The organism is Nocardia sp. 852002-20019_SCH5090214 (assembly GCF_001665865.1).
GTDB classification, from domain to species: domain Bacteria; phylum Actinomycetota; class Actinomycetes; order Mycobacteriales; family Mycobacteriaceae; genus Nocardia; species Nocardia nova.
Genome location: NZ_LZMK01000394.1, coordinates 1 through 15803, shown reverse-complemented (window position 1 = coordinate 15803; position 15803 = coordinate 1). Strand labels below are relative to the sequence as shown.

The window sequence follows — 15803 nt, the reverse complement described above, 5'->3', positions numbered from 1 at the left end:
GATGACCGACGAATCGACTCGTGACCGCTGGGATCCGGGCGTGCACTCGTATGCGTCGATGGGCTATTACGACGCGGACTATCAACCGTGCGATACCGATGTGCTGGCGGTGTTCCGGGTGACGCCGCAACCGGGGGTGGACCCGATCGAGGCGGCAGCTGCCGTGGCCGGCGAATCCTCCACTGCCACATGGACTGTCGTGTGGACCGACCGGCTCACCGCGCACGACCGCTACCGGGCCAAATGCTATCGGGTCGAGGAGGTACCGGGGCGGCCGGGAGAGTATTTCGCCTATATCGCCTACGATCTGGACCTTTTCGAAGAGGGCTCGATCACCAATCTCACGTCCTCGGTGATCGGCAATGTCTTCGGTTTCAAACCGCTCCAGGCATTGCGGCTCGAGGACATGCGTATTCCGGTGGCCTATGTCAAGACCTTTCAGGGACCGCCGCACGGAATCGTTATGGAACGGGAATATCTGAACAAGTACGGCCGACCGTTGCTGGGGGCGACCGTGAAGCCGAAACTCGGCCTCTCGGCACGCAACTACGGACGGGTGGTGTACGAGGCGTGTAAGGGCGGCCTCGATTTCACCAAGGACGACGAGAACATCAACTCGCAGCCGTTCATGCGGTGGCGCGATCGCTATCTGTTCGCCATGGAGGGCGTGAACCGTGCGACCGCGGAAACGGGAGAATTGAAGGGTCATTATCTCAATATCACGGCCGCCACGATGGAGGATATGTACGAGCGCGCGGAGTTCGCGAAATCGCTCGGCAGCGTGATCGTGATGATGGACCTCACCGTCGGCTACACGGCGATGCAGTCGATGTCGAAGTGGGCGCGGCGCAACGGCATGCTGTTGCATCTGCACCGGGCCGGGCATTCGACGTTCACCCGGCAGAAGACCCACGGTGTCAGCTTCCGGGTGCTGGCGAAATGGTGCCGCCTCATCGGCGTGGATCACCTGCACGCCGGCACCGTCATCGGCAAGCTCGAGGGGGACCCGCACACGGTGAAGGGTTTCTACGACACGTTGCGCGACAACCACATTCCGGCCAATCCGCGCAACGGCATCTTCTTCGACCAGGACTGGGCGAGTCTGCCCGGAGTGATGCCGGTGGCATCGGGCGGAATCCACGCGGGGCAGATGCATCAACTCCTGGATCTGTTCGGCGACGACGCGATCCTGCAGTTCGGCGGCGGCACCATCGGCCACCCGATGGGTATCGCCGCGGGCGCGGAGGCCAACCGGGTCGCCCTGGAGGCAATGGTCAAGGCGCGCAACGAAGGTCGCGATCTCCTGAAGGAGGGTCCCGACGCCCTGCGCGCCGCGGCGAAGATCTGTCCGTCACTGGACGTCGCGCTCGCGACCTGGGGCGATGTCACCTTCGACTACACCTCCACCGACGCCCCCGACGCGGTACCGACGGTCACCGCCTGACCGCCCGGCCCGATCGACCCGACGACACACAAGGAGACGCAATGCATCTGCGTCAAGGGACGTTCTCCCATCTGCCCGACCTGACCGATACCGAAATCGGCGCTCAGATCCGCTATGCGCTGCTCAACAACTGGCCCGTCTCGATCGAGTACACCGACGATCCGCATCCACGCAACGTCTACTGGGAGATGTGGGGGTTGCCGCTGTTCGACCTCGACGAACCCGACGGTGTGCTCGCCGAGGTGAACGCCTGCCGTTCGACGTTCCCGCACCACTACATCCGCGTCAACGCCTACGACGCGAGCTACGGCCGGCAGACGACCGCACTGAGTTTCCTGGTGCAGCGGCCCGCCGACGAACCGGGCTTCCTGGTGGTGCGCACCGAGACCGAGGATCGCCGGCAGCACTACGGCCTGCGGTCCTACGCCACCGACGTGCCCGCGGGCGCGCGCTACCGGGACTGAGGCGATGGTGGACGGGAGGCCGGCGATGTCCGGCGGCACACCGGGCAGCGGATCGGGATTCCGGATGTACCGGCCCGGGGCGAGCGGTGCGGGTGCGAATCACATCGAGCCGCCCGCGGATCCCGACCCGTCGGAGATCACGCTGGCCGACGACGCGACCGTCGATCTGTCGACGGATCTGGCCGGTAAGAACGTCGAGGACACCCTGGCCCGCCTCGATGCGGAACTGATCGGGCTGGCCACGGTCAAGCAGCGGGTGCGCGAGATCGCGGCGTTGCTGCTGATCGACCGGGCCCGGCAGCGGTTCGGACTGCAGGCCGACCGTCCCACCATGCATATGAGTTTCACCGGCGGTCCCGGCACCGGGAAGACGACGGTCGCCCTGCGGATGGCGGAGATGCTGCACGCCCTCGGCTACATCCGGAAACCGAAGGTGCACACGGTGACCCGCGACGACCTGGTGGGCCAGTTCATCGGCCACACCGCCCCCAAGACCAAGGAAGCACTGGCCAAAGCGGCGGGGGGAGTGCTGTTCATCGACGAGGCCTACTACCTGTTCCGGCCGGAGAACGAACGGGACTACGGACAGGAGGTCATCGAGATCCTGCTGCAGGAGATGGAGACCGAACGTTCCAGCCTGGTGGTGATCTTCGCCGGATATCCGGACCGGATGGAGACGTTCTTCTCCGCGAATCCCGGTCTGTCCTCGCGCGTGGCCCACCACATCGAATTCCCGGACTACACGCGCGAGGAACTGCTGGCGATCGCGGAAGTGATGGTGGCACAGCAGAATTTCCGGTTCGGCGATTCGGCGGCAGCGGCCTTCGACGACTACCTGGATGCGCGGATGGCGCGGCCGCGGTTCGCGAATGCGCGCAGTGTCCGCAACGCCGTGGACCGGTGCCGGCTGCGCCAGGCCAATCGGCTCGTGCAGGAGCATCGCCCGCTCGGCAAGGCCGATCTGATGACGTTGACGACCGAAGACATCTACGGCAGCAGCGTTTTCGGCGATGGTGCGCGTGCCGCGGAGGAGGTGGCATGCCCGACGGAATGAAAACCCTCACCCGCTACACGATCGAACAGGAACATCGGCATCCCGGTTCTTCCGGGGAATTCTCCGCGCTGCTCAATGTGGTGTCCACCGCGGCGAAGATCATCGCCAATCAGGTGACCCGCGGTCGCATCGTGGGCGCGCTCGGCGCAACCGACGGCACGGATCCGCCGGTGAGCCTGCATCGGCGCATGGACGCCATCGCCAACGACATCATGGTGGAGCAATCCGAATCGAGCGGGCCGTTGTCGGCGCTGCTGTCGGAACAGATGAACGGATTCCATCCGGTGCCGGGGGAGGTGCGCCGAGGCAAATACATGCTGGCCTTCGATCCCCTGGACGGCTCCTCGAATATCGACGTGAACCTGCCGGTCGGCACGATATTCAGTGTGCTGCGCGCACCGGAGGACGGGCGGGCGCCGCAGGCGGCGGATTTTCTGCAACCGGGCGTACGGCAGGTGTGCGCGGGATTCACGCTGTACGGCCCGGCGACGATGCTGGTTCTCACCACCGGCAGCGGAGTCGACGGATTCACTCTCGATCGGGAGATCGGCGCCTTCGTCCTCACTCATCCCCGCATGCGCATTCCGGAGGACACCTCGGGATTCGCGATCAATGCCGCCAACGAGCGGTTCTGGCAGCGCCCGGTGCGGCGTTATGTGCACGAATGTCTCGACGGGGTGGAGGGGCCGCGGTCGCGCGACTTCAATATGCGCTGGGTGGCGTCGCTGGTCGCCGACGCCTTCCATATCCTCACCCGCGGCGGGGTCTACCTGTATCCGTACGACACCCGCGATCCCGGCCGGCCGGGGCGGGTCTCGCTGCTCTACGGCGCCAATCCCATCGCCTTCGTCATCGAACAGGCCGGCGGTGCCGCGACCACCGGCCATGAACGGGTGCTCGAGGTGATTCCCGAGCACCTGCATCAGCAGATCCCGCTGGTTTTCGGATCGCTCAACGAGGTGCGCCGGATCGAGCGCTATCACCGTGAACCCGATGCCGGGCCACCGTTCGACGCGTCGTTGTTCGGCACCCGCACCCTGTTCCGACCGGCGCGCCATTGAACGCCGGCTGATCGAATCGAGACGTCATGTCGCGCAAGCATCCCGTGGTCGCCATTACCGGTTCCTCCGGCGCCGGAACGACCAGCGTCACCCGGACCTTCCAGGAGATCTTCCGGCGGGAGGGTGTCAATGCCGCGATCGTGGAGGGGGATTCGTTCCATCGCTACGATCGCGGCCAAATGCAGGCGGCGATGGCCGAGGCCGAAGCCGATCTGAACCTGCATTTCTCGCATTTCGGCCCGGAGGCCAATCTGCTCACCGAACTGGAAAGCCTCTTTCGCGATTACGGCCAGTCCGGCGTCGGCCTGGTACGCAAATATCTGCACGACGAGACCGAGGCCAAACCCTTCGGACTGGAACCGGGCACGTTCACGCCGTGGGAGGAACTCGCCCCCGGCAGCGACCTGCTGTTCTACGAGGGGTTGCACGGCGCCGCGGTCACCGGCACCGTCGATGTGGCGCGTTACGCGGATCTGCTGGTGGGTGTGGTGCCCATCGTGAATCTGGAATGGATTCAGAAGGTCATTCGTGACAAGACCGAGCGAGGCTATTCCAGCGAGGCGGTGATCGATACGATCCTGCGGCGCATGCCCGACTACGTGAAGTACATCTGCCCGCAGTTCTCGCGCACGTACGTCAATTTTCAACGGGTGCCGACCGTGGACACCTCGAATCCGTTCACCGCCCGCAGCATTCCGACCGCCGACGAGAGTTTCGTCGTGATCCGTTTCGCCGATCCGAAGGTGATCGATTTCCCGTATCTGCTGTCGATGCTGCACGATTCGTTCATGTCGCGCCCGAACTGCATCGTGGTGCCGGGCGGCAAGATGGATCTGGCGATGCAGCTGATCTTCACCCCGCTCATTCTGCGGTTGATGGACAAGCGACCCGGCCCGCGCGCATAACCCGGCCACGAATATCGTTGTTTCGGCGCTCGCGCACACGCATCGGCCGGAGTTGAATCGACGCTATGTGGTCGATGAATCTGAGCGCCACGACGGCCGCGGCGCGCCGGGGTTCACCGGGTTCCTGGTCCGGGCCGCTCCGGCAGGTGATCGGCGAATTCGCCGATATCGAAATCGTGGATCGATCGATGACGCTGGCGGCCAAGATCTTCACCTGCGTGCTGCCCGTGATCATCGCCGGGTCCGTCTTCTCCCAGCTGGATCTCGCGACCCGCGCGATCGATGACCAGCTGGGCCTGGACCGGGCGACGTTCCGGTCCGCCTTCGGTGTCGTCGCGGCAAGCGATCCGACATTCGCCGCGTTCGGGGTCGTCGGGTTGCTGATGGTCGTGATCAGCGGCGCCTCGTTCGCCAAAACCCTCGCCCGGATCTACGGCAAGCTGTGGGATGTGCCGGCGATCGGTTTGCGCGATGCCTGGCGTTGGCCGGTGGTCCTGCTCGTCGTCGCATTCTCGGCGGCGACCATCGGGGCCGTGCGCGAACTCGCCGGACTGCGCTACTTCGGGCTGCCTCTCACCGTCGGCGGCGAGTTGCTGGTGTGGATGATCGTGTGGACCCTCTGCGCGTATCTGCTCACGCTGGGCAAGCTGCGCGGGCCGGCACTGTGGACGACCGGGGCACTGACAGCTGTCGGACTGACGGCGGTCCGGGCGGCGGGACGTCTGGTACTGCCGAAGATCACGGCGTCCGCGCAGGCCAAGTTCGGGCTGCTGGGCCCGGTGTTCACCGCCATCAGTTGGCTTTTCGTGCTGTCGCTGGTGGTGGTCGGGGCGGCGACGATCACCAAGGTGCTGATGCCCGGCCCGACGCGCACGGAGGCGGAGGGCGGCGAGCCGGACGCCGGACGGTGACGGCTATTTCATGGTGACGGAGATCGTCGCCTGATCGATCTGCACGTTCGACTCGATCGGATTGCCCTCCGCGTGGACGGAGATGCGCCCCTTGTCGATCCCCTCGTTCTGCAGGGCCGTGGCGACGTTGTTGCCCCGCGCCTCGGCGAGCGAGTCGGCCGCCCCGGAGTTCGAGTCGACGGCGTAGGTTTCGATCTTCACCGCGGTGTCGTTGCCCTTGAGCGGAAGCGCCACCGCTTTGATCGTGGCGACGTCGGTCGGGCTCAGATCGGAGCTGCCCTTGTCGAAGGTGATCGGCGCCGCGGACAGGACGCTGTTGATCGCGTTCTGCACCGCCTGCTGCGCGGAGTTGAGGGCCGAGCCGACCACCGACGAGGCCGTGGTGGCGAGACTGCTTCGCATATCGGTGTGCTCGCCGTGCTCCGTGGTCGTGGTGACCGTGGCCGGACTGCTGTTGTTGTCCGAGGAACATGCGGCGATCGGAATCAGCGCTGCCGCACCGGTCGCCAGCACTGCTACCGCCTTGACGAGTTTCATGCTGCTTCTCCTGATCTCCGTGTGGTGGCGCCCGGTGGTCACGACGCGAGAATGCGCGCCTTCTCCGATTCGAATTCCTGCTCGGTGAGCACCCCCTGGGCTTTCAACTCGCCCAATTGCTTCAGGGCGGCGATGCGGTCGGTGCCCCCGCCGCTCGGTGCGGGCGGCGGCGGTTGTTGCTGGTACTGATACTCCTCCTGTGCGGCCCAGCGCTGGCCCTGACGGCGCGACACGCGATTGGATACGGCCGTGGCCGTTCCGGCGACCACCGCGGTGCGGGCGACGCCACGAAGTAGTCCGGGCATGCTGCTTCTCCTTAGGTATCAGCCTCGAGTTTGTCGAGGGTCGAGAGGATGGCCTGCACCGGAATGCGACCGGACGCGACGAGTTCGGCGCCGTTGCGCCGCAACGCGACCGCCAGTGGGGCCGCCCACGCGTTCTCGTAGAGGAGGACCGCGGCCGAATGGCCGGGCTCCAAGGCGTTACCGGCTTCGCGCAGATCACCCTCGTCGAGCAACCCGGTCGCCGCCTCGGCGAACAGGGTCACATCCAGGTCTCCGGTCAACCCGACATCGGCGATGTCGATCCCGGTCAGCGAACCGTCGGCATCCTTGTGCACGAAGGCCAGATCCAGGACTCGGATGACACCGCGGTCCACCAGATCTCGCAGCAGCGGCAACGCCGATCCGTCCGGTTGCCGGTCGGCGGGAAACTCGATGACGAGATAGTCGATCGGACCCATCTCGTCGATATCGGCAGCAGTGTTCACCGGATACCTCATTTCTCCGACGCCTGACCCTCTGATACGAACCCTCTGAGACCTACCTCCACCGCAACCCAGGTCCGGGCGGGTCGGCGACAGCGCGAACGCGGCCGGCGAGACGACCTGACATCTATGATTCGGTGCCGCCGGTCGCGCAGATACCACGGCCGCGCCCGTTACTCGCAGGAGCGCGCGTCAGTCCGACGAGGGATGGCGCTGCACCCAGCTGAGGTCCGCGCGCCAGGTGTAGGCGGCCACGATCGCGGAGGCGATGACGGCGGTGTAGAGCATGTCGCCGCCCTCGACGACCAGCGAGACCAGACCGCCGATCAAGGCGCCGGCGGCGAACGACAGCCACTGCACCGCGTAGCCCAGCCATTCACGATGGGTGCCGCCGGCCATATGCCGCTCCACGCCCTGAGCGAATTTCACCAGGGTTCCGGTGACGTAGGTGACCGGGATCGACACCTCGCCCTTCTTGACGAACGAGGTGTTCAGCGACCCCATCGCGAACGAGACGAGCAGGATCGGCACCAGTCCGAGATCGGAGTCGTGCCGGTAGAGAATCGTGTCGAGGACGGCGGCCGCGGTGAGGGCGGCGGTGGCGAGCATGGTCGCGCCGTGCGGATGATTGCGCCACCAGTGCCGGCGGCAGATCGAGGCCACCAGGACGCCGGCGAGAAAGAACACGATCAGGGCGAAGGCGCCGGCCGCGAGGGTGTAGTCGCCGAGAAATCCGCCGATGACGGCACGCTCGGTGTTGCCGGTCATGAACGTGACGAAATAGCCCTCGGAGTGGGTGTAGGCGGCCGCGCCCACGAATCCGGCCAGGATCAGCAGTGCCGAGGCGAGCCGGGTCTCCAGCGTCCAGAACGGCTCGGGGGAGTCTTCGGATTTCGGAGTCACGGCAACAGACTAGCAATACATGCACAAACACGCATGAATTGCCCTCGAGGTGTGCGAGGCGTCACGCCTCCATGGTTGTCGGTGGCGAGCCGTAAGGTGAGCGCGCGGATCGGCGGGTGTGCGGACGTGGGAGGTGCGGTGAAGGTCACATGGGGTCAGGTGTTCGCGTGGCGATTGCGGCGAGGCTTCGTCGAAGCGCGTGACGGCGGGGATGCGGTCGCGGTGGCGCGGCGACTGGCCGGGGTGCAGGCGCAGGTGACGTCCGCCGCGGAGACCGCGGTGGCCGTGCGGCGCGGGGGAGCACCCGGAGAGCTCGTCCGTGCTCTCGACGCCGGCGAGCTGCTGAAGACGTGGGCGATGCGCGGCACGCTGCACGCGATGACACCCGAGACCGCGGCCGCCGCACTGGCTCTGATCGCCTCGGCGCGCACCTGGGAGAAGCCCGCGTGGCAACGCAATTTCGGCGCCGACCCCGGGGAAGTGAAGGCGCTGACCGACGCGGTCGCCGAACTGCTCGACGGCGGCGCCGTGCTGAGCCGGACGGAACTGGTCGACGAACTGGTACGTGACCGCCGCTTCGCGGCGATGGGTGAGCAGTTGCGGTCCGGCTGGGGCGCGCTGTTGAAACCGCTGGCCTGGCAGGGGGTGCTATGTTACGGGCCCGCTCGCGGATCATCGGTGACCTTCACCGCCCCGGCGCATGCGGTGAGCGATTGGAGCGGCCTGCCGCCCACCGACATCGCGGCGTCACGCCTGATCCACGCCTATCTCGGCGCCTACGGTCCGGGCACGCCGGAGGCGTTCAACGCCTGGCTCATCCGCGGCGTGTTGCGCAAAACCACTGTGCGCCAATGGTTCTCCGATCTGGGATCCGAACTCACCGAAGTCGATGTCGAGGGCCGCCGGACCTGGATCCGCACCGAGGACGCCGCCGATCTGGCCGCCACCACTCCCACCGACAGCGTCCGCCTGCTCGGTCCCTTCGACCAATACGTTCTCGGCCCCGGCACCACGGATCCGGTCCTCCTCCCTCCGGCCCATCGCACGAAGGTCAGCCGGACCGCCGGCTGGATCTCGCCCCTGGTCCTCGTCGGTGGCCGGATCGCCGGAACGTGGGAAACCATCGACAACACCCTCACCGTGAGCATGTTCGACGACGAACATGTCGACTCGGAGCTACTCCGGGCCGAAGCCATCCATCTCGCCCGCGCCACCGGCCGCGACCAACTGAACCTGGGCTGAGCTCTTCGAGAGCTGCTCCCGCTGCCGGTCGGCCAGCGCTGCATCGGCACGACTTGGGGTCCCAGTAGCAATCGCCGAAAAAACAACGGATATGGAAAAGACGCAGCTCAGCGTCGGCGGTCGGTTGTGGTGGGCGGCGCCGCGGGTGCGGGTTTGGCGCCTTTGAACTTCACCGGGGCGCGTCGGCCCGTCTGGTCCAGGTCTTCGATGTTGAGCTGGAGTAGTTCCTCTGCGCGAGCGCACCAGTGCAGCCACTTGCCGACCGCGGCGCGCCGGGAGTTCCAGGGCGCGTGAGCGCCCGATCGGGCCGGGCTCGTCGAGGGCGTCGACGGTCTTGACGATCGCGATGGCGTAGGCGCGACGGGTGTTGGGCGATCCGATTGTGTCCAGGAACGCCTCGGCCGCGCAGTGCAGAGTCCGTGCCGGCGGGTTCGCAGCCGGGTCGCCTTCGCCGCCATCACCCCGCCTTCGCCTGGGTTGCCCCGGATAACAGCCCGTTATCCGGGGTATAGCAGGCATTCGGGCGACGCTGTTGAACCCGCAGGCATGAGCAGATATTTGTCGAAGGTTCGACCGAGTTGACCGGGACAGCACACGTCTTGCCACCAAGTAGTGCACTGGGTGCGCGATCACAGGAAGGTAATACGGCGTCGCCTGCCGGACCGATCACCTCGGCGTGCTGCTGACCGCGGTGGCCGGTTGGAACAGTTCGATCAGGTTGCCGGCGGGGTCGGCGAGCAGAATTTGGCGGCCGCCTGGGCCGCTGACCAGGTCGCTGCGGAATTCGATGTCGCTTGCGCGGAGGCGTTCGATCTCGGCGTCGAGGTCGGCGACGACGAGGTGGATGCGATTGGCGCCTGGTCCGGCGGCGTCAGCGGGGGTGGCGCGTGCGCCGGAACTGGCTGGGCCCGAAAGCAATAGGCGCAGTGGGCCTCGGACGACGTCGGCGAAAGCGGGGATGGCGTCGGTGTGCAGGGTGAAACCGAGGTGGCCGGTGTAGAAGTCGGCCGCTGCCTGGACGTCATCGACGAGGTAGCGGACGCTGGCGTATTCGGTGGTGGATGGTGTCATCAGGCAGTCCTTTTCGTGAGAGTCGGCAGCAGATAGCGGATACGGGTGTCGATTTCGGCGGCCGTGGCTTGAAACCTCGGGTACATGTCGTCGTCGCTGCCGTGTGAGGCCGCCGGGTCGGGGATGCTCCAGTGGATCCATCGAGGGTCGTCACCGAAGTCCGGACAGACCTCCCGGGCCTTGTCGCATAGGGTGATCACCGCATCGAAGCGATGATCGGCGAGGGTGTCGAGGCGGCGGGGAAGGCGGCCGGCCAGGTCGATGCCATACTCCTGCCGCAGCACTCGCACCGTGTCGGTATGCATGACCGGCTTCGGATTGCTTCCGGCGCTGAACACCTCGACTCGGCCGCCCGTGCGCAAGCGCAACAGCTCTTCGGCGATCGCGGAGCGGGCGCTGTTGCCGGTGCAGACGAACAGCACCGCGAACGGCGTCGAGGGTTCGAATGCGGTGGGCGCGGGCGTCATTCGCAAGGCCGGGTGCAGTACTGTCCCGGCTCCGGCGAGCAGCTCGGCGCTGTGGTCCAGGTCCAGGTGGTAGTAGCTGTCTCGGCCGTCGTGACTGCTGCGCGTGGCGGTGACGAGGCCACCGTCGCGTAGTAGTCGCAGGTGGTAGGAGATCAGATTCTGTGGCTCGCCCACGCGGGCCACCAGCTCTCGCACGCGATAGTCGCTGTCCGACAGCTCGGTCAGCAACTGCCAGCGCAGCGGGTGCGCGGCGAGATGAACAAACGGTGGGACCGCTTGACGGGTCGACGTCATAGGCCGAGGATAGCAGCGATTACATCAACTGTATTTGATGTATTTACGAATCGGTCTGCGTCAGGAGCATGGTGTCCAGGAAATCGGGGTCGGTCGCGACGGAGGAGCTGCGTCGCAGCTTGGGGCTGAGCGATGCTGTCGTGATCGGGCTCGGCGCCATGATCGGGGCGGGGATCTTCGCCGCCCTGGCTCCGGCGGCGCGGGCAGCGGGCTCGGGCCTGTTGCTCGGGCTCGCGGTCGCGGCGGTGGTGGCGTACTGCAATGCGACCTCTTCGGCGCGGTTGGCCGCACGTTATCCGGCCTCGGGTGGCACGTATGTGTATGGCCGCGAACGGCTCGGCGCGTTCTGGGGATATCTGGCCGGATGGTGTTTCGTGGTCGGCAAGACCGCGTCATGTGCGGCGATGGCCTTGACTGTCGGCGCGTACGCGTGGCCGCAGCAGGCCCACGCTGTCGCCGCCGCGGCGGTCATCGCGCTGACCGCGGTCAACTATCGCGGTGTACAGAAGTCGGCCCTGCTGACCCGGGTGATCGTGTCGATCGTGCTGGCCGTGCTCGCCGCGGTGGTGGTCGCGTCCTCCACCTGCGGCACCGCCGATGCCGCACGGCTGCAATGGGGTTCGGACATCACCGTTGTCGGGGTGTTGCAGGCAGCGGGACTGCTGTTCTTCGCCTTTGCCGGATACGCGCGGATCGCCACCCTCGGTGAGGAGGTCCGCGACCCCGCCCGCACGATTCCCCGCGCGATTCCGCTCGCCTTGGGAATCACTTTGCTCGTGTACGCGGTTGTGCTTGTCGCGGCACTGAGCGTGCTCGGGCCGCAAGGATTGTCGGAAACGATCGCTCCGCTGTCGAGCGTGGTGGGGGCTGCCGGTGTCGGCTGGCTCGAGCCGGTGGTGCGCATCGGAGCCGTGATCGCCGCGCTCGGTTCGCTGCTCGCCCTGATCCTCGGAGTCTCGCGCACGACGCTGGCGATGGCCCGCGACCGGCATCTACCGCACGCCCTGGCAGCGGTCCATCCCCGATTCGGCGTGCCGCATCACGCCGAACTGGCAGTCGGCGCGATCGTCGCCATCGCCGCCGCAACCACCGATGTCCGTGCCGCGATCGGGTTCTCGTCCTTCGGCGTACTGCTCTACTACGCGATCGCCAACGCGGCCGCCTGGACACTGACCCCATCCGAGGGCCGACCAGCGCGGCTGATCCCCGTGGTCGGGTTGGTCGGCTGCCTGGTCCTTGCCTGCACGCTGCCAGCGCTGTCGGTGCTCACCGGCAGCGCGGTCGTTGTGCTCGGCGCCGCGATCTATCTCGCTCGCCGCAGGTCCACCGCGGCGGCGTGACCCCCAGCGACACATCGGTGACCAGCAGCGCGTCCAGCTCGACGCAGCGGGCCGGAGTGAACTCGTGGGCCAGACGGTCGTAGGTCTCGCACTGGGCCTGCGCACGGGCGTGGGCGATGCGTTCGACCATGCTCACCGGACCGGCCGGATCACCCGACTCGGTGGGCTGGACCTTCAACTGCTCGGCCAGCCGCGCCACCGCCACCGGCGGGGCGGTCACCACGCGATCGGGCCCGAACCCCAACCACGGCAGCGTGCACAACGCGATCGCAATCCCGAGCGGATCGGCCGGACCGCGACCACGCCCTGGATCGATGAACGCGGGCATCGGCCGGCGACACGGTGAAGTACCGAAACAGCTCCTCGCGGCTGATCTCCGGGAACTCCCGCAGCCGCGCCAAATCCCCATCCGCGAACACCCGCGTTGCCACGAATCCTGAGCTCCGGCACCAACCAATAACGTTGGGAGCCAACCCAACCAGCAACCAGCGATCACCGCAGACCGAACCCGTGATTCAGCCTCGGCCCACCGCGGCTACGCCATATCCGCTGTTTTTTCGGCAGTTGCTACCGGAACCCCGACTTGGCCCCGGAACAGGTAAGCCGGCTCGATCCGCAAGGGGAGTTGCCGCAGGTCGTTGCCGGGATTCGGGTGGATTCGACAGTTGCAGCCGACTCAGATTGCCACGTCTCCCGCGGATTCGAGCGCGCCGCCGAGCGCCGCCAAGGTTGCCGCGCGCCCCAGGTCCAAGGCGCGCAACAGAACCGCGGAATCGCGGGCGACCCGGCCGATCGTTGGCGCGCCCAGGGGTGGGCGGATCTGCAGAATCGACGGGTCGGCCGTCATGCGGCGCTCGTCGGCTGCGAATTGCGCGGCGCGGGCGAACCAGCTCTCGGCCACTTTCGGGCCCGAAGCGCCGAGCACCCGCGCGACCACGCGCCGTTCGAAATCCGAAGGGACGCTGGGCTTCTCATCGGCCCGCCGGGTGCGCAGCACCACGATGTGGGTGGCGCCCTGGGCGCGGGCGGTGGTGATCGGCACCGATTCGGACAGTCCGGCGTCGACGTAGCGCCCGTCGCCCACCGCCACGGGACGTCCGGCCAGAACCGGCATGCAGGTGCTGGCGCGCAGCGCGCGCTGCAGGGTGGGGATATCGCTGATGTGTGGGCGCAGATCGACGGCGCTGCCGTCGGCGATATCGGTGCCGATCGGGTGGAAGGTGACCGCATTGCCGAGGATCGCCGCGAAATCCATCGGGACGACGCGCTCGTACACGGTGTGCACCAGATATCGGGTGTCCACGACCCGACCGCCGCGCAACGCCCGGGCCGGGGAGATCACCCGCCGCACCACATCGGAATGCCAGGCGCGCCGCGCCCGCGCCGCTCGACCGCACAGCAGCCACGCCCCGTTCAGCGCGCCGGCCGAGGCGCCGTAGACCGCGTCGAAACACCGCAGCACCCCGAGTTCTTCCAGACCGGTCACCATGCCGTGCGAATAGACACCGCGCGCCGAGCCACCCTCGATGACCAGGGCCAGGCGGGCCCCATCGCGATGCTCGCCGGCGGCGCTGCCGCGGCGGAAGCGTTGCGCGATCAGCTCCACCGGACCCGTCGGCTGTGTACTGTCCGGCATCGCACCACACCTTCCGATCACTGCGTTCAGCTCTGTCTATCACGCGGCCGCGGAGGCGTCGTCCGACGCCGGGCGGTCGGGGTACACCCGGGTAGGCTGCGCGGATGCGGATCGAATCGTCACGACGCCTCATCGATACCGTGGCATGGGTGCTGATCGAGGACGGCCGGATCCTGTGCGCCCGCCCGGACGGCAAGGACGAGTTCTACATTCCCGGCGGCAAGCGCGAGGGGGAGGAGACCGATCGGCAGACGCTGATCCGGGAGATCTCCGAGGAGCTCACCGTGGTGCTGATTCCGGAATCGGTGGCCCACGTCGGCACCTACGAGGCCGAATTGCCCGGCGCCACCGAGGTTTCGGTGCGAATGAGCTGTTACACCGCGGACTACGCCGGCACCATCGAGCCGAGCAGTGAAATCGCCGAAATCGCCTGGTTCACCTACGCCGACCGGGCCGCGGTGCCGCCTGTCGACCAGGTGCTGTTCGATGATCTGGTGGCACGCGGACTGCTACCGGCGCAGTGACTCTGGGCCCGGCGAATCAGTCGGGGAGCAGCGGCACCGACAAGCCCTCACCGCGCCCGAGCAGTGCGGCCCGGGTGACGGTTCCGGCGCCGAAGCGGTCGCGCACCGCATCCAGTGCCGCGTCGAGCGTGGTGTCCGGGCGGGCGTCCAACGGCAGCATCAGCTGCCGCGGATCCGTATTCTGCAGGTTCGTCAGCGCCAGGCCGATGAGGGTGATGCCGCGCTCCTCGATCAGGGGGCGAGCGGCGCCGAGCAGAGTGCGGGCGGCCTGCAGGATCGTCGCCCCGTCGTCGGTGGCGGTCGGCAGGGTGTGCGAACGGGTCGCGCGACCGAAATCGGCGAACCGTAAGCGCAGCACCACGGTTCGGCAGATCCGTCGTGCCGCCCGCAACCGGTGCCCGAGCCGATCCGCCAGGCCGTGCAGGTAGGCCTCGATCTCGGCATCGGTGCGAGGCCGGTTCCCCAGCGCGCGTTGCGCACCGATCGATCGGCGCCGGCGACCGGTGTCGACCCGGCGCGGATCGCGTGCCCAGGCCAGGGCGTGCAGATGCCGGCCGGCGGCGCGACCGAGCAGACCGCACAACTCCATCGGGTCGGTATCGGCCAGTTGCCCGATCCGGGTGATGCCGTGTTCGTGCAATGTCCGGGCGGTCACCTCACCCACCCCCCAGAGCCGTTCGACCGGCAGCGGATGCAGGAATTCGAGTTCGGCCTCGGGATGCACCAGCAGCAGGCCGTCGGGTTTGCAGACCGCACTGGCCACTTTGGCGAGGAATTTGCTTCGCGCCACGCCGACCGAGATGGGCAGTCCGACCTCGGCCCGCACCCGCGCCCGCAATCCGGCCGCGATATCGATCGGGGCGCCCGAAATGCGATGCAGCCCAGCGACATCGAGAAAGGCCTCGTCGATGGAGATGCCCTCGACCTCCGGCGTGGTGTCGCGGAAGATCTCGAATACGGCCCGGCTCGCCTGCGCATAGGCGGACATCCGCGGCGGCACCACCACCGCATGCGGACACAGCCGCAACGCCTGCCGCGCATTCATCGGCGTCCGCACCCCGTACGCCTTCGCCTCGTAACTGGCCGCCAGCACCACCCCGCCCCCGACGATCACATCACCGCCCGCTGCACCTTCATCACCGACCGACAGCCACCCGCCGCAGCGCTGGCACTCCTGCGAAAAG

At 67.2% G+C, this 15803-nt stretch carries 17 protein-coding genes and 1 pseudogene; 9 read left to right on the top strand and 9 right to left on the bottom strand.

Annotated features, from left to right (window positions below; all coding sequences use genetic code 11):
- The first annotated feature begins 1 nt into the window (after window position 1).
- The 6 genes from A5780_RS33390 to A5780_RS33365 all read left to right on the top strand — a co-directional run bounded on the left by A5780_RS33390 (window position 2) and on the right by A5780_RS33365 (window position 5839).
- Window positions 2–1444, top strand: coding sequence for a form I ribulose bisphosphate carboxylase large subunit (locus tag A5780_RS33390; RefSeq protein WP_063030384.1), 1443 nt, complete (start codon window positions 2–4; stop codon window positions 1442–1444).
- Between the two features lie 41 nt (window positions 1445–1485).
- Window positions 1486–1908, top strand: a complete 423-nt coding sequence (locus A5780_RS33385) for a ribulose bisphosphate carboxylase small subunit (protein ID WP_063014759.1) — start codon at window positions 1486–1488, stop codon at window positions 1906–1908.
- Between the two features lie 25 nt (window positions 1909–1933).
- On the top strand, window positions 1934–2962 hold the full coding sequence (locus A5780_RS33380; RefSeq protein WP_082976866.1) for an AAA family ATPase: 1029 nt from the start codon (window positions 1934–1936) through the stop codon (window positions 2960–2962).
- Window positions 2947–4023: a class 1 fructose-bisphosphatase gene (locus A5780_RS33375; protein ID WP_063014761.1), complete on the top strand. Its 1077-nt coding sequence runs from the start codon at window positions 2947–2949 to the stop codon at window positions 4021–4023. Before A5780_RS33380 ends, A5780_RS33375 begins: the two co-directional genes overlap by 16 nt.
- Before the next feature lie 26 nt (window positions 4024–4049).
- Window positions 4050–4928, top strand: coding sequence for a phosphoribulokinase (locus A5780_RS33370; protein WP_064911044.1), 879 nt, complete (start codon window positions 4050–4052; stop codon window positions 4926–4928).
- A gap of 65 nt (window positions 4929–4993) precedes the next feature.
- A complete protein-coding gene (locus tag A5780_RS33365; protein WP_064911043.1) occupies window positions 4994–5839 on the top strand; it encodes a hypothetical protein in 846 nt (281 codons plus the stop codon).
- A gap of 3 nt (window positions 5840–5842) precedes the next feature.
- Here the strand turns inward: A5780_RS33365 and A5780_RS33360 are convergent, their stop codons facing one another.
- The 4 genes from A5780_RS33360 to A5780_RS33345 all read right to left on the bottom strand — a co-directional run bounded on the left by A5780_RS33360 (window position 5843) and on the right by A5780_RS33345 (window position 8045).
- Complete coding sequence (locus A5780_RS33360) at window positions 5843–6376, bottom strand: OmpA family protein (protein WP_063910788.1); 534 nt, start codon at window positions 6374–6376, stop codon at window positions 5843–5845.
- Window positions 6377–6414: 38 nt separating this feature from the next.
- Window positions 6415–6681 (bottom strand): SHOCT domain-containing protein, encoded by a 267-nt coding sequence (locus tag A5780_RS33355; RefSeq protein ID WP_063014769.1) that lies wholly within the window; start codon window positions 6679–6681, stop codon window positions 6415–6417.
- An 11-nt stretch (window positions 6682–6692) separates the two neighbouring features.
- Window positions 6693–7157, bottom strand: a complete 465-nt coding sequence (locus A5780_RS33350) for a DUF6325 family protein (protein ID WP_063014771.1) — start codon at window positions 7155–7157, stop codon at window positions 6693–6695.
- 177 nt (window positions 7158–7334) lie between these two features.
- Window positions 7335–8045, bottom strand: coding sequence for a YoaK family protein (locus A5780_RS33345; RefSeq protein ID WP_082857036.1), 711 nt, complete (start codon window positions 8043–8045; stop codon window positions 7335–7337).
- Window positions 8046–8183: 138 nt separating this feature from the next.
- Here A5780_RS33345 and A5780_RS33340 point away from each other — a divergent pair, with 138 nt between their 5' ends.
- Window positions 8184–9287 carry a winged helix DNA-binding domain-containing protein gene (locus A5780_RS33340; protein WP_064911048.1) on the top strand — a complete coding sequence of 368 codons (1104 nt, stop codon included), beginning with the start codon at window positions 8184–8186 and terminating at the stop codon, window positions 9285–9287.
- A 666-nt stretch (window positions 9288–9953) separates the two neighbouring features.
- On the opposite strand, the gene A5780_RS33335 is transcribed toward A5780_RS33340, so the two are convergent.
- Together A5780_RS33335 and A5780_RS33330 are read right to left on the bottom strand one after the other, a co-directional pair.
- Complete coding sequence (locus A5780_RS33335; protein WP_064911042.1) at window positions 9954–10358, bottom strand: VOC family protein; 405 nt, start codon at window positions 10356–10358, stop codon at window positions 9954–9956.
- On the bottom strand, window positions 10358–11119 hold the full coding sequence (locus A5780_RS33330) for an ArsR family transcriptional regulator (protein ID WP_064911041.1): 762 nt from the start codon (window positions 11117–11119) through the stop codon (window positions 10358–10360). Before A5780_RS33330 ends, A5780_RS33335 begins: the two co-directional genes overlap by 1 nt.
- 71 nt (window positions 11120–11190) lie before the next feature.
- On the opposite strand from A5780_RS33330, the gene A5780_RS33325 reads away from it, so the two are divergent.
- Window positions 11191–12459 carry an APC family permease gene (locus tag A5780_RS33325; RefSeq protein WP_064911047.1) on the top strand — a complete coding sequence of 423 codons (1269 nt, stop codon included), beginning with the start codon at window positions 11191–11193 and terminating at the stop codon, window positions 12457–12459.
- On the opposite strand, the pseudogene A5780_RS33320 reads toward A5780_RS33325, so the two are convergent.
- Together A5780_RS33320 and A5780_RS33315 are read right to left on the bottom strand one after the other, a co-directional pair.
- Window positions 12443–12890 (bottom strand): annotated as a pseudogene (locus tag A5780_RS33320) (DUF4158 domain-containing protein); the annotation flags it as partial. The gene A5780_RS33325 and the pseudogene A5780_RS33320 sit on opposite strands and share 17 nt — an antisense overlap.
- Before the next feature lie 245 nt (window positions 12891–13135).
- Window positions 13136–14095, bottom strand: a complete 960-nt coding sequence (locus A5780_RS33315) for a patatin family protein (RefSeq protein ID WP_064911039.1) — start codon at window positions 14093–14095, stop codon at window positions 13136–13138.
- Window positions 14096–14199: 104 nt separating this feature from the next.
- Here A5780_RS33315 and A5780_RS33310 point away from each other — a divergent pair, with 104 nt between their 5' ends.
- A complete protein-coding gene (locus A5780_RS33310) occupies window positions 14200–14619 on the top strand; it encodes an NUDIX domain-containing protein (protein ID WP_030514386.1) in 420 nt (139 codons plus the stop codon).
- A 16-nt stretch (window positions 14620–14635) separates the two neighbouring features.
- Here A5780_RS33310 and dinB read toward each other — a convergent pair whose 3' ends face one another.
- The gene (dinB, locus tag A5780_RS33305) at window positions 14636–15769 is read right to left on the bottom strand and encodes a DNA polymerase IV (RefSeq protein ID WP_082976865.1); all 1134 of its coding nucleotides are present in this window, start codon (window positions 15767–15769) and stop codon (window positions 14636–14638) included.
- Window positions 15770–15803 lie beyond the last annotated feature (34 nt).